The sequence below is a fragment of the Mangrovibacterium sp. genome, from assembly GCF_041596335.1.
In the GTDB taxonomy this organism is placed as follows: Bacteria; Bacteroidota; Bacteroidia; order Bacteroidales; family Prolixibacteraceae; genus Mangrovibacterium.
Genome location: NZ_JBFHIT010000086.1, coordinates 1 through 13799, shown reverse-complemented (window position 1 = coordinate 13799; position 13799 = coordinate 1). Strand labels below are relative to the sequence as shown.

The 13799-nt window shown below is 45.0% G+C and carries 12 protein-coding genes and 1 riboswitch; of the genes, 1 reads left to right on the top strand and 11 read right to left on the bottom strand.

The features are described from left to right. Window positions 1-424: 424 nt before the first annotated feature. From ABZD21_RS18940 to ABZD21_RS18930, 3 genes are read right to left on the bottom strand one after another with little or no spacing between them, the layout of a single operon-like run. Window positions 425-1696 carry a replication-associated recombination protein A gene (locus ABZD21_RS18940; protein ID WP_372776702.1) on the bottom strand — a complete coding sequence of 424 codons (1272 nt, stop codon included), beginning with the start codon at window positions 1694-1696 and terminating at the stop codon, window positions 425-427. Further along, window positions 1696-1920, bottom strand: a complete 225-nt coding sequence (locus ABZD21_RS18935; RefSeq protein WP_372776701.1) for a hypothetical protein — start codon at window positions 1918-1920, stop codon at window positions 1696-1698. The genes ABZD21_RS18940 and ABZD21_RS18935 overlap by 1 nt, the downstream gene beginning before the upstream one ends. 21 nt (window positions 1921-1941) lie before the next feature. Beyond that, a complete protein-coding gene (locus tag ABZD21_RS18930; protein WP_372776700.1) occupies window positions 1942-3849 on the bottom strand; it encodes a tetratricopeptide repeat protein in 1908 nt (635 codons plus the stop codon). 102 nt (window positions 3850-3951) lie between these two features. On the opposite strand from ABZD21_RS18930, the gene ABZD21_RS18925 reads away from it, so the two are divergent. After that, window positions 3952-4518, top strand: a complete 567-nt coding sequence (locus ABZD21_RS18925; RefSeq protein WP_372776699.1) for a DNA-3-methyladenine glycosylase I — start codon at window positions 3952-3954, stop codon at window positions 4516-4518. Between the two features lie 144 nt (window positions 4519-4662). On the opposite strand, the gene ABZD21_RS18920 is transcribed toward ABZD21_RS18925, so the two are convergent. From ABZD21_RS18920 to ABZD21_RS18885, 8 genes are all read right to left on the bottom strand, one after another. Further along, entirely contained in the window at window positions 4663-5361 is a 699-nt protein-coding gene (locus ABZD21_RS18920; protein WP_372776698.1) for a ThiF family adenylyltransferase, read from the bottom strand. A 15-nt stretch (window positions 5362-5376) separates the two neighbouring features. Beyond that, window positions 5377-6489 carry a 2-iminoacetate synthase ThiH gene (gene thiH, locus ABZD21_RS18915; RefSeq protein WP_372776697.1) on the bottom strand — a complete coding sequence of 371 codons (1113 nt, stop codon included), beginning with the start codon at window positions 6487-6489 and terminating at the stop codon, window positions 5377-5379. 13 nt (window positions 6490-6502) lie between these two features. After that, window positions 6503-7270: a thiazole synthase gene (locus ABZD21_RS18910; protein WP_372776696.1), complete on the bottom strand. Its 768-nt coding sequence runs from the start codon at window positions 7268-7270 to the stop codon at window positions 6503-6505. Window positions 7271-7296: 26 nt separating this feature from the next. Further along, window positions 7297-7920: a thiamine phosphate synthase gene (locus ABZD21_RS18905; RefSeq protein ID WP_372776695.1), complete on the bottom strand. Its 624-nt coding sequence runs from the start codon at window positions 7918-7920 to the stop codon at window positions 7297-7299. A gap of 3 nt (window positions 7921-7923) precedes the next feature. Further along, window positions 7924-9264, bottom strand: a complete 1341-nt coding sequence (locus tag ABZD21_RS18900) for a bifunctional hydroxymethylpyrimidine kinase/phosphomethylpyrimidine kinase (protein WP_372776694.1) — start codon at window positions 9262-9264, stop codon at window positions 7924-7926. Window position 9265: 1 nt separating this feature from the next. Beyond that, window positions 9266-11116 carry a phosphomethylpyrimidine synthase ThiC gene (thiC, locus tag ABZD21_RS18895; protein ID WP_372776693.1) on the bottom strand — a complete coding sequence of 617 codons (1851 nt, stop codon included), beginning with the start codon at window positions 11114-11116 and terminating at the stop codon, window positions 9266-9268. Window positions 11117-11172: 56 nt separating this feature from the next. Then, window positions 11173-11373, bottom strand: a complete 201-nt coding sequence (gene thiS, locus ABZD21_RS18890) for a sulfur carrier protein ThiS (RefSeq protein ID WP_372776692.1) — start codon at window positions 11371-11373, stop codon at window positions 11173-11175. 55 nt (window positions 11374-11428) lie between these two features. Then, window positions 11429-11522, bottom strand: a riboswitch (TPP riboswitch). Window positions 11523-11811: 289 nt separating this feature from the next. Next, on the bottom strand, window positions 11812-13539 hold the full coding sequence (locus tag ABZD21_RS18885; protein ID WP_372776691.1) for a pseudouridine synthase: 1728 nt from the start codon (window positions 13537-13539) through the stop codon (window positions 11812-11814). Window positions 13540-13799 lie beyond the last annotated feature (260 nt).

The window sequence follows — 13799 nt, the reverse complement described above, 5'->3', positions numbered from 1 at the left end:
TTGAGGTAACATTTGTTTGTGCTTTTCAGCATATCTTTGTCGTAGATTTTATTTCATAAGTTTAGGTTTGATTAGTTTTATTGGTTTAGTTAGGTTTGAAAAGGGTAGATAGAGATCTACTCTTTTTTTTTGCTCTAAACTGAAGTAAATTAGCTTACTACAACGTAAACCTCCTGAATTAAAAAGCACACCAAGTCTCAATTGCAACCACGCGGGCATAGAAAAGCCAGGGCAGAATAATTTGCAGGCCCACATTAGTAGCCCGATATTGAAGAAATCGATGATCATCATGTTGCAACTGCGTCGGATAGACACCCGACCTGACTACCCAAAAGAGCTTTACCGTTTATTTCAAATTGAAGCCGACAAAAATAAACTTCTCAGGATGGATGTTTTTGCCTACAGGCACGGCCGCTGCTTTTCGTTAGTAACGTTTCTTCCACCAATTTTTCAAACGCTCTAAAATTTTCAATTCCGAGGCATTGTTTTGGGGGACATAAAACCGTTCCTTTTTAACTTGTTCAGGTAGGAAATCCTGCTCTGCAAAATTACCATCGTAGGCGTGTGCATATTTGTATTCCTTGCCGTAGCCCAAATCTTTCATCAACTTGGTTGGTGCATTCCGAATGTGGAGCGGTACTGGTAGGTCGCCGGTTTGCTTTACCAGTTGCAAAGCCTTGTTAATTGCTTCGTAGGCAGAGTTACTTTTAGGCGAGGTAGCCAGGTAGATGGTGCATTCCGACAAAATAATGCGCGACTCGGGATGGCCAATCTGATGAACCGCATCAAAAGTGCTTTGAGCCAAAAGCAGTGCATTTGGATTCGCCAGACCAACATCTTCGGCAGCCAGGATCAATAGTCGGCGGGCGATAAATTTAACGTCTTCGCCGCCTTCAATCATGCGGGCCAGCCAATATACAGCCGCATCAGGGTCGCTTCCGCGAATGCTTTTAATAAAGGCTGAAATGATATCGTAATGCATCTCCCCTTTCTTGTCGTAGGTAGCCAGATTATTTTGCAGACGTCTGGTTACTTTTTCGTTCGTAATTTCAACCTCGTCGCCTTCTTCGGCATACACAACCAGCTCAAGAACATTCAACAACTTACGGGCATCTCCACCCGAAAATCGCAGCAAGGCTTCGTATTCCGTCAGCTTTATTTGTTTCTGTTTCAGCTCCGGATCTTTCTCAAACGCCAAACTCAGGATTTTCAGCAGGTCTTCTTTTTCGAGCGACTTCAATATATAAACCTGGCATCGCGACAGCAGAGGCGAAATTACTTCAAACGAAGGATTCTCGGTTGTTGCTCCAATCAATGTCACCACACCTTGCTCAACGGCGCCTAACAGCGAATCCTGTTGCGATTTGCTGAATCGGTGAATCTCATCGATAAACAAGATCGGGTTTGCCCGACTGAAAAACTGCTGTTTTTGAGCCTTTTCAATTACCTCGCGAACATCCTTCACACCCGAATTGACGGCGCTTAATATATGAAACGGCCGATCGAGCGAATTGGCAATAATTTTAGCCAATGTGGTTTTACCAACCCCGGGTGGTCCCCATAAAATAATGGACGAAATGTTACCCGACTCGATCATTTTGCGCAGAACAGCCCCCTTTCCGACAAGATGTTCCTGCCCGATATAGTCGTCCAGATTTTTCGGACGCAAGCGCTCTGCCAAGGGTTGTAAACTCATTAGTCCAGATGTCTTCGTTGTACCTCGTTGTAGTGCTTATAAAAGCCGCGGGCGATAAAAACAAACGGAATAGCCACAATCAAAATTAAAAGGTAATTCAGTTTATAGATCAGAATAAAAGCCATGCTTGCAAAAACCGTCATAACAGCAAAAAAAGCAATTTTCCGGTACTTTGCCATTTTATCCAAAAGTTCTGTGTTGCTCAATGATTTGGGATTCTTCATAATCGTGAATATAAGATAGCGTTAATTACAATAGCGTTTAATGATGTTGTAAGCCTCCTCGATTCCCAACTCACCGGCTTTACTTAAATCCATCGCTCCACCTGTCACATCATCCAGATAAATACGGGTAAGCCCACGATTAAAATGCGCTTCGGCAAAATCAGGTTGCAGCTCAATCGCCCGGTTGAAAAAACTAAGCGCTTCGTCATATTTCCCCAACTTACACAAAATATAAGCTTTGTTGTAATATACAAAAGGGAACGACGGGTTGATGTCGATGCAGCGTTGGTAGTCGTCCAACACCTCTTTATAATCGTTCAGGAATTCTTTTTTGACGACATGATTGTTGTTCGCGTCGCCCAAAGCAATTGTCATGTCCTGCGAAAGATCGGGAACGGCTTCAAGTAATTCAACCATTTTCACCCGACAATTCGCCCGGCTGTAATAGGCAATCAGGTTTTTATTGTCTCGCTTCAAACTTTCGTTGAAGTCGGCAATCGCATCATTGTAGTATGCCGTAAGAAACTTAAATATTCCCCGGCTAAGGTAATTCTCGGACGTAGGATTGGCTTTAATTTTCTCGTTAAAGTACAGAATACTATTCCGGAAACTATCGGCAAAATCGCTGGTTTCGCGGTTGGTGAGATTCATTTGAGGCGTGTAGTTGTTGTACTTATTCAACTCCTCCAAGGCCAGGTTATAATATTGAAGCCGCTCGTAATCGACCGAATTATCGGAGAAGGAGGCAATCCTGAAAATCGGCTGAAGCTCAATAATGACGTTTTTATTCTGAATACGTCCGTCCTCAATCTCTTCGTCCTGAGTGGGTAAGTTCCGGGTATCGGCCAGCGACAAACGGAATCGTCGCCGTGCCTTTTCAGCTTCTTCATCCTGCGCCTTGGAATCCTGCGCGCTTCCCTGAGCAGTCGACTGGGACTGGGACTGGGACTGGGACTGGCTATTGCCTTGTGCGTTCGTCTTATTCTGAGCTTGTTGTTGTTGCTGTTGTTGCTGCGCATAATACTCCTCTTCTGTCGGGCGGCGGCGAATATCGAGTTTTGGGTCTAATTTGGCGGCAATGCGATAATCTTCCTCATAACCCGATTTACCCAATACTTCTTTCGCGATTCCACGGTTGTAGTATGCGTTGGGCATGGTGGGATTCAACTGCAGGGCTAAATCGTAGTCCATTATGGCTCCCTGAAAATCTTCGAGACGTTGCTTCACAATTCCCCGGTTATTGTACGCATACGCATTTTCCGGATCCAACTTAATCGTCTGATCAAAGTCGCGTAAGGCTGCTGCAAAGTCGTTTAGCTCGAAACGAGCCAACCCACGCAACAAATACGCACTGGCGTAGTGAGGTCGAATGATAATGGCCCTGTTCAAATCGCGAATAGCCTCCGTGAGATCACCCTTCACTATATTGGCATTACTGCGGTTTATATACGCATTTACAAAATTCGAACTAACTTCCAACGCCTTGTTGTAATCCTCAATGGCTCCATCCACATCTTTCATCGAAAGCTTCGCGATTCCACGGTTGTTGTAAATACCGGCATTTTGTGGCGAAAGCTCCAAAGCACTATTGTAATCGGCAATCGCGTCTTCATATTCGTGCAGCGAAAGATGCGCCAGCCCTCGGTTGATATAGGCATCCGGGTAATACGGCTTAATTTGCAAAGCGATATCGTAGTCTGTGATCGCTCCCCGATAGTCTTCAAGCTGGTGTTTGGCAACTCCGCGCAAGAAATACGGCTCGGGCAACTGTGGTTTAAACTTGATGACGATATTGAAGTTTTCGATGGCTCCAACATAATTACCCGTAGAGATGCGTGTTTGTCCCACCCGGATATAATGATTAATATTGAGCTGGGCCGAAGCCACACTGCTCAGCCAAAATAGCACGAAGAATAACTTGAATTTCATAGGGTGGCCAATTTACGAAGAGCAAAAATAATATTTTAGCCCGGTTAAGCTTGATTAAAGTATTTTTATCTTGCTTTCCGAATTTTTAACAAATCATGGACTATGAAAAACCGTTGTGAATGGTGTTTAAAAGACCAGCTTTATCGCGACTATCACGATCAGGAATGGGGCGTTCCGGTATACGACGATCGTAAATTGTTCGAGTTTTTAATTCTTGAAGGTGTTCAGGCCGGGCTTAGCTGGCATACCGTTTTGAAGAAACGTGAAAACTACCGCGTTGCTTACGACGATTTCGATCCGGTGAAAATTGCAGCTTATGGCGATGAAAAGATCGCTGAGTTAATGCAAAACGAAGGACTAATCCGCAATCGCCTGAAAATTGCCGCCAGCGTAACCAATGCCAGATGTTTCCTTGAAGTGCAAAAGGAATTTGGAAGCTTTTCAGCCTACATCTGGGCTTTTGTTGGCAACCAGCCAATTATAAACCGGTTTGAAAGCATGAAGGAACTTCCGGCACAAACACCTCTTTCGGACACGATTAGCAAGGATCTTAAAAAACGGGGATTTAAGTTTGTTGGATCAACCATTATTTATGCCCACATGCAAGCCACGGGTATGGTGAACGACCATTTGCTGAGCTGCTTTCGTCACGGTGAAGTTAATCAGTAGAAAACCCAAAAACACGAAAAGAGCACCGTTGAAAGTCACCGTTTCAATCGATTTTGCTCCGCCGAATTTTTCAACAGGCTAAATCGGACTAGTCTGGAGGCAAAATAATTTATTTCGCCTCCAAGTCTACCGGATTTTCACATCCTAAAAATTAATTCGTTTGGTTTCCATTGTTTTGGAGTCTACTAAAAATAAAGTATTGGCAAGCACCCCGGAAAGCTCCAAAATAATTTTCAACACTTCGTTGGCTTGAATGGCTCCAATAATGCCGGGCAATACCCCTAAAACACCCAAGCGACTCGGGTCGCTTTCATCAATCTCAGGCTTTTCATCAAACAAGTCGCGATACGATTTACTACCATTGTAATTAAAAACCGCCACCTGACCAGCGAATTTTGAGATTGAACCATACACCATGGGAATCTTCAAGTCGACCGAAACCTTGTCGATGATGTATCTACTGTCGTAATTATCGGTGCAGTCGACTATGATTTCATACTTTTCGGCAATGGCTGTTGCATTTGCAGCGCTTAGTCGGGTATTGAAAATTTCGATGCTAACCTCCGGATTATTCTCCAGTAAACGCTCTTTCGCTTTCTCGGCTTTGACTTGACCAATTTCGCTGGTTTTGTACAAAATTTGTCGTTGCAAATTGCTTCGGCTCACCACATCATCATCAACAATTCCAATTGTTCCAACCCCGGATGCCGCCAAATACGTAAGCACCGGCGATCCTAAGCCACCGGCACCAACCACTAACACTTTTGCCTTATTCAGTTTCGACTGTCCATCGACACCAATTTCGGGCAAAATAATATGTCGGTTATATCTTTCCAAATCCATCTTTGAAACCCTGTTTTATTGCAGAATGTAATCCCAATCTTTCCAAACGGCTTCATAGCCATTGCTTCGGATCATGTTGGCCACTTCCAATGCGGTACGGCTATCGTTAACCGCGAACTGCTCTAACTCATCATTCAACTCCGGGTGAGCATAACCTCCCGGATTCGTTTTCGATTCCGCACTCATAGAAGTAACGCCCAGCTTCAGCATATGATCGCGATAGTGAGCGCTCTCGCGGGTCGACAAAGCAATCTCCACATTTTCGTCGAACAGGCGATAAGCAAAAATAAGCTGCGCCAACTGCCTGTCGGTCATGATTGAATTGGGCTGAAAACTGCCCGAGTGAGGCCGCAAGCGAGGAAAGGAAACGGAGTATTTCGTTCGCCAATACGTTCGTTTAAGGTAGTTTAAGTGCAACGCGGTAAAAAAACTATCGGTGCGCCAATCTTCCAAACCAGCCAAAATTCCCAACCCTATTTTATGCACCTGTGCTTTACCCAGGTTTTCGTACGTTTTCAGCCTGTTCTCATAATCCCGCTTCTTTCCACCTAGGTGATAAACCGGATAACGCTCCCGATTATAGGTTTCCTGGTACAAGTAAACCGTGTTTAAACCCTGTTCAATCAGGTCGGCATACTCTTCGGCCTGTAAGGGTTGCACTTCAATGGAGATAAGTGATACATGCGGTTTTATAATCTCAAACGCTTTTTTCAGATAAGCAGCGCCAGCCTTCACATCCGACTCGCCTGTTACCAACAAGATATGTTCGAAACCCAGTTTTCGGATGGCAATTACTTCGTCCTTAATTTCCTCATAGGAAAGCACTTTCCGCTTGATTCTATTTTGCGTATTAAAGCCACAGTAAACACAATTGTTTTCGCAAAAGTTGGATAAGTACAATGGAACGTAAAGTTGAATCGTTTTGCCAAAACGCCTTAGGGTACGTTGCTGGCTCTGCCGCGCCATTTCTTCGATGTACGGTTCTGCGGCAGGAGAAATTAACGCCATAAAATCGTCGAGATTTCTGCTTTTTGCTTGCAATGCCGCTTGCACCTCCGAGTCCGTTTTGCTGTAAATAAGCTCGGTGGTGTTTTTCCAGTCGTATGTGTCGATTAAGTCAATAAACATTCTGATGAATTTATTAGGAAAGAAAAGAAGTAAGTGGACTGCTGGCGTTGGCTCGGCTCGACTTTTCGGCCAATTTTGCTTCAAAAGCCATGCGTCCGGCCTGTACGGCAAGCTTAAAAGCAATGGCCATTTGCACCGGGTTTTGCGATACAGCGATGGCTGTATTTACCAACACGGCATCCGCACCCATTTCCATTGCCTCGGCCGCATGCGATGGCGCGCCAATACCGGCATCCACAATTACCGGTATAGAACTTTGCTCAATTATAATTCGAAGCATATCGCGGGTGTTTAAGCCATTATTGCTTCCTATGGGCGACCCGAGCGGCATCACCGTTGCCGTACCCACCTCTTCCAATTTCTTGCACAAAACCGGATCGGCCTGAACGTAAGGCAATACCACAAAGCCCTTTTTCACCAGTACTTCGGCGGCTTTTAAGGTTTCTTCGCCATCGGGCAACAAATACCTCGGGTCAGGATGAATTTCAAGTTTCAGCCAATTGGTTTCCAGTGCCTCACGGGCCAACTCAGCGGCAAACAAGGCTTCCTTTGCGTTTCGTACGCCTGAGGTATTTGGCAGGAGGTTGAATCTCGCCTCAAGTAAATGAGAAAGAATGGCATCGTTTTGCTCTTTTAGGTTCACGCGTCGCAAAGCCATGGTAACCAACTCACTTTCCGATGCGATGAGTGCATCGCGCATGAGTTCTCCTGATGAGAACTTTCCAGTTCCGGTAAAAAGCCGGGAGTTGAAGAATTTATCTGCTATTTTTAGTGCTTCCATTGTTTTTGTGTTTCGTTGATTTCGAGTTAAAATAGTTTTAGCAGCGCTTTGGCATTTTCGTTGTTTTCCGCCACTTCGCTCAATAATGAAGAAATGGCAATGCCATGAACGCCGGTGTTTAAAATAGGACCAATATCGGCCTGCCTTATGCCACCAATGGCGACAATAGGGACTGATATTGTACGGTGCAACAATTCACGAACGATTTCATCGTACCCTTCAAGGCCAATAACAGGACTCAGATTTTGCTTTGTTTTGGTGAAGCGAAACGGCCCCAAGCCCACGTAATCGACTCCCTGGCTCACCAAATGCTCGATATCATCGGCCGTGTTTGCAGTGCCGCCTATAATTTTTCTCGAACCCAGCAATTTTCGGGCTTCCCGCGGCGACAGATCATTCTTTCCGAGATGAACACCATCGGCATTTAATTCCAGGGCAATATCAGCGAAATCGTTCATAATGAAGGTCACCGAATGGTCTCGGCAGAACGTCGCTATTTCCTGCCCTTCAGCCAAAATGTCGACTCTATTTGCGTTTTTGGGGCGGTACTGAATCCATTTTACGCCAGCCGCCACCACTGCTTTTACCTGCTCTAAATGCGATCGCTCGGACAGGTAGTTAGTTATAAATTGAAGTTTTGCTATTTCCATCTGTTACGAGTTATGGTATCCCAACAAGGCATTGTTTGAATCGATAAAGGTTGTGACATAGTTTTTTGCTTGCCTAATGGCTGAATGCAAAGGCATTCTCTTGGCCAGATTAGAACAAATTGCCGAAGACAAAACACAACCTGTTCCGTGTTTATCTTTATTCTCCAGTCGTTTTCCTTTGAAATGGGTAAGCGTCTCTTGCTCAATTAAAACATCGTTTACATCCTCATTGAGCGAATGTCCACCTTTGAGTAAAACACGGCCGATACCCGCATTTTTCATACACGATTGGATTTCTGAAAGATCAGTTGTACCGAAGAGTTCCTTGCATTCCGGTAAATTTGGAGTCACCAAATAAATGTCTTTCAGCAAGTTCAAAATCGCCGCTTTATCCTGATCCGAATGAAAACGAAAGCCAGTAGACGATTTAAGAATCGGATCCCAAATAATGTTAACCGGATGATCGAGCGCTTTGAACAGAGTGATGATTTGCCGCAAGACCTCAGTATTTTCAATGAGTCCCACCTTTACAAGTTCAATTGAATGGGCAGACAACAAGACCTGAATTTGCTTTTTCACTTGCTCAAATCCAAGCCAATCGACCGATCGGAACTCCCGCTCGTTTTGGTAAGTGATGGCTGTTACGGCACCAAATCCCTGCACCTGATGTTGCTCAAAAGTCTTAATGTCAGCTGTAATACCGGCGCCCGAACTTGGATCGAAACCCGCTATGCTCAGCACCTTTGCGCGATCGTTTAATTTACTGCTTATGGCAACGAATGCATTTTGCACATCATCGGCCTGCCAAATGGCTCCAAGCAAAGCGATACCGGAAAATCCGGCATCCATGCACACACGGCAATTGCTTTCATTCATTCCACCCAAAGCAAAAACGTTCAGCTCCTGATTCTCCTGCAGAAAACGGGCGATTTCCGGAAGCTCAAAGTTCGAGGCATAACCTTCTTTCGAAATCGAATCAAAAACGGGACTCAAAAAGAAATGCGTGTATCGGTTTTTGTTTTCAATAAGCTCATCAACAGCATGCGCCGAATAACCATAGTAGCTAAAACAGTTTTGATACTCCTTCGCTTCTTCGGCGCTTTTCAGCCCAACCTGAATCCCTTTCAGCCCAAATTCTTTCGCCAAATGGTAATGCGAATGCACTACCAAATACGGGTGGTAGCATTTCGGAATTGACAGGATATAGTTGATCATATCGAAATCGCAAGCTCCTGGTTTGCGAATATGAAATTGCTGCAGACCCAGTTTAAACAAGGAGACCACCTTTGTGATTTCAGCGCGAACGTTTTCCGGCGGCGAAATAACGATTAAGTTCGTCCTCATTTTACTGATAGATTTCGCTTCCTTTTTTCCGGAACTCTTCAGCCTTCTTTTCCAGTTTTTGATCAAGCTCGTCTTTCGAAAGGATCGGTTCTTTTCCGGCTAACTGGCGCAATTCCTGTGTTGTTTTCATCGAGCAGAAATGTTCTCCACACATGGAGCAGTAGTGCGTCGATTTATAACTATCGGCTTCCAGTGTGGCATCGTGGAACGCCAGCGCTTTTTCGGGATCCAGTGCCAAATTAAACTGGTCGCGCCAACGAAATTCGAATCGTGCTTTCGACATCGCATTGTCGCGTACCTGCGCCCCCGGAAAACCCTTTGCCAGATCGGCAGCATGCGCGGCCAACTTGTAGGTTACCACGCCTTCGCGCACATCTTCTTTATTGGGCAGCCCCAAATGTTCTTTGGGGGTAACATAGCAAAGCATGGCCGTTCCGTACCAGCCAATTTGTGCCGCTCCAATAGCCGATGTAATATGGTCGTAGCCGGGTGCAATATCGGTAACCAAAGGCCCGAGTGTATAAAATGGAGCTTCCAAACAATCGCGCAATTGCTTATCCATATTTTCCTTAATCCTGTTCATCGGCACATGACCTGGGCCTTCAATAATTACCTGAACGCCTTTATCTCTGGCAATTTGGGTAAGTTCACCCAGCGCTTTCAATTCGGCAAATTGTGCCGCATCGTTGGCATCATAAATAGACCCCGGACGCAAACCATCTCCCAACGAAATGCCCACGTCGTATTTTGAAAGAATTTCGCAAATTTCGGAAAAGTGCGTGTACAAGAAGTTCTCGCGATGATACATCAGCATCCACTTAGCCATGATGGAACCACCACGCGAAACAATTCCGGTTAGTCGTTTGGCGGTCATGGGCACATGATGAAGCAACAAACCGGCATGAATGGTGAAATAATCAACTCCCTGCTCCGCCTGTTCAATCAGCGTATCTTTATAAATCTCCCAATTTAAATCTTCCACTTTCCCCTTTATTTTCTCTAAGGTTTGATAAAGAGGAACCGTACCAATCGGAACCGGTGAGTTTCGGATAATCCATTCGCGCGTTTCGTGAATATTGGCGCCGGTTGATAAATCCATCACCGTATCGGCTCCCCAACGAATGGCCCAAACCGATTTCTCCACTTCTTCGGCAATGCTTGATGTTGTGGGAGAATTTCCAATATTGGCATTAATTTTCACCAAAAAATTGCGACCAATAATCATCGGTTCCACTTCCGGGTGATTGATATTCGCGGGAATAATGGCTCGCCCTTCAGCAATTTCGTTACGCACAAACTCGGGCGTTACATGCGATTTTGGCAACGAAGCTCCAAAACTTTCACCTTGGTTATTCCTTTTAAAATCCTGGTTTAATAAGTCGATGTTTTGATTTTCGCGAATCGCCACGTACTCCATCTCCTTAGTTATAATACCTTGCTTGGCATACTGGTATTGCGATACAACGCGGCCTTCTTTCGCCCGCAAAGGCTTGGCCATGTGATTTTTAAAACGAATCTCGTCCAAACTTTTGTCGTTCAAACGATTTTTACCATACACCGAAGTCATCTCCGGCAATTGTTCCACATCGCCCCGCTCCAGAATCCATTGCTCCCGAATACGAGGCAAGCCTTCGGTAATATCCACCTTGTAATTCACATCGGTATAAGGCCCCGATGTATCGTAAACGGTAATGTTTGAATTCGTGATTGTATTGCCATCCAAATCTACGGTGTCGGATAGCTCTATTTCGCGCATGGCAACGTTAATGTCGTGCAGCTGGCCTTTGATGTATATTTTTTTTGAGCCGGGAAAAGGTCTTTGGGTAATTATTGAATTGAATTTTTCTTTCATGTCGATCTGATTCTACTGTTAAAATGAGGTGCACTAAACGCTAAGGAAATGAAGCATCAGCCTCCTTGTGTTGCTTTAATAAATAGCACTTTGTCGTGCTGATTTAGCTTCACTTCGGCCCACTGGGCTTTTGGAATCACAAGTTCGTTTAGCGCAATAGCCACACCTTTTGTGTCAGCCAGCATCGAATCAACAAGCTCTTTCAGGTTTGTTTTTTCGGCAATTTCGGTTGGGGAATCGTTTACTTCAATTTTCATATTTATAATTTATCGTAATTATTACATGAAAACGAAATGGAGGGAGGGCAATAATAAAAGTATGAATTGAATTTCCTGCGTCAGCATTACCTGAATCAGGTTCAAAGGATATTATCTCAGCCAATAATTTGGCACTCCTATTCGTTATTCGGCAGTAAATATAAACGTAAATTATAGAAAAACAGTCTTTTCTTGCTCACGAAATTAGTTCCCCAACAAGTAAGAAGAAATAGAAACGACTCGCAAACGACTATCTCATTGCGACATACAACAATTAAATATTTTGTGAAGTTATTCTATTCGGCGTTCTAATCTGTGGTAAAAGGAAACGCGCACAACTTCTGCACGCTCTGCCATCTAAATAATCCGATTGAGGTTTGCGCCTCAAAATGGATGGATCGAAATGGCCGCTTTCGCAGGGCTCGCCTGCAAACAAATTTAAAACGGAACAGGCGCGACAAATTCAATTTTTTCACCCGATTCCGGATGAATAATTTCGAGGTATTCAGCATGAAGATGAAGTCGATCGGCTTGCGTGCCATACAATTCGTCACCTAAAATTGGGGTATTCAGTCCGCTCGGATGGGCGGCATGCACGCGGAGTTGGTGAGTACGTCCGGTAACCGGGTAAAAATAGACCCTGGTTTTTCCGCATTCGCGGCTGATGACCTCCCATTTGGTGCGCGCCGATTTGCCGTGTTCGTAGCAAACCATCTGCCTGGGACGGTTGTCCAGGTCAACCCGGATGGGCAAATCAATTACGCCTTCATTCTTCTCAAGTTCACCGTTTAAAACAGCCACATAGCGTTTTCGGGTGATTCGTTTCATAAACTGACTTTGCAACGCCTTGTGAGTCGCCTGATTTTTTGCAGCCAGTAGTAATCCGGATGTTGACATATCGAGCCGGTGCACCAACAAGGGGCCATCGGCGTCCGGCCTCATTTGTTTAATGCGCTGCAGCACCGAATCTGTAATTTCTTTCCCCGGCACAGAAAGAAACTGCTCCGGCTTGTTCACCACCAGCAGCCAATCATCCTCATAAATCACATCCAGCGTTAGTGGTTGCTTTATTTTATTGTGCAGCGGGTCGGTCTCCACATCAAGATGCTCCAATAAATGGTGCATGATGGGCGCACATTTACTGCGGCATGGCGGGTAAAACTGCTTGTGTTTCCTAATTTCTGATTTTGCCGATGCTCCCCACCAAAACTCGGCCATCGCGATAGGTTTTAGTTTTTGTTGAAAAGCAAACTGCAAGAGCTTTGGTCCGGCACAATCGCCGGTACCGGCAGGGGGTGTATCTTCACCCAACTCCCGAAAGATCTCCGTTACCGTTTTCACCTCCTCGCGATAATTCAACAGTCGGAAATGATCAAAGATTTCAAATTGCAACTGAGCCGACTTCTGCTTTCGCTGCTCCTTTAAATCCGCAATAGGCTTTAACAATCGGGCAAGTCGCTCCTGCGCCAATCCAATTTTTTGCTTTTGCTCGGCAATCGCTTTTCGAAACACGATCTTCTCCATCTGGCTCATGCGGTTCAACTGCTCCAGGAACTCGTCCAAAGTCGCTCCCGACAATTTTCCCCCCACTTCCTGCCGCTTCTTTTCCCGTTCCTTTTTACCTGCTTTAAGTTTGGCTTTCCATTCAACCTCCAAAAGCGCCAGCTCCGTTTCCGAACGGCGCAATTGCCCATTCGCTTCCTGCAAATCATCACTGTCCTCCAGCTTCCGGATGGCAACGCTCATCGCATTTAACTCCTGCTCTCCCTGCTTAAAAAAACCGCACGGGTTCAGCAAGTCAAAAACCGGAGGGACAAAGCCAGGGAAAGCATTGCAGCCATCAATTGCTCCTGAAAAGCCGGCAAGATAACCAATAGCACCATCAGCTTTTTGCACCACCAAAACACCAAACATCTTTCCCACTCCCGTTTCCTCATCTTCCAGTCCGAACAATGTATTCCACCCCGGATGGCGGCTAATTTGTTGCTGCAACTCGTCGGCTGCAATGCGGCACAGCAGATGTGGCTCGTAGGTGTACAAGTAGGGAAACTGCGCTGGAACAGCAATCTGACCAACAGCAGATTTGAAGGTTCTAAAATGTCCGTAATACACTAGTTCTGGTTGTTTTTCGACCGCAAATGTACAGGAAATTTTTTGCGAGACCATTTTAGAGCTTTACGTACCCCCTTTGGATAGAGTGCAGCCAAAGAATCGAAAGGTAATTCGGGTGAGGCAGAATGTGATTTGGAATTTGAAAACTGATCTAATTTTAGGCTGCCTTCGTGAGTTTAGAGCAAAAAAAAAGAGTAGATCTCTATCTACCCTTTTCAAACCTAACTAAACCAATAAAACTAATCAAACCTAAACTTATGAAATAAAATCTACGACAAAGATATGCTGAAAAGCACAAACAAATGTTACCTCAA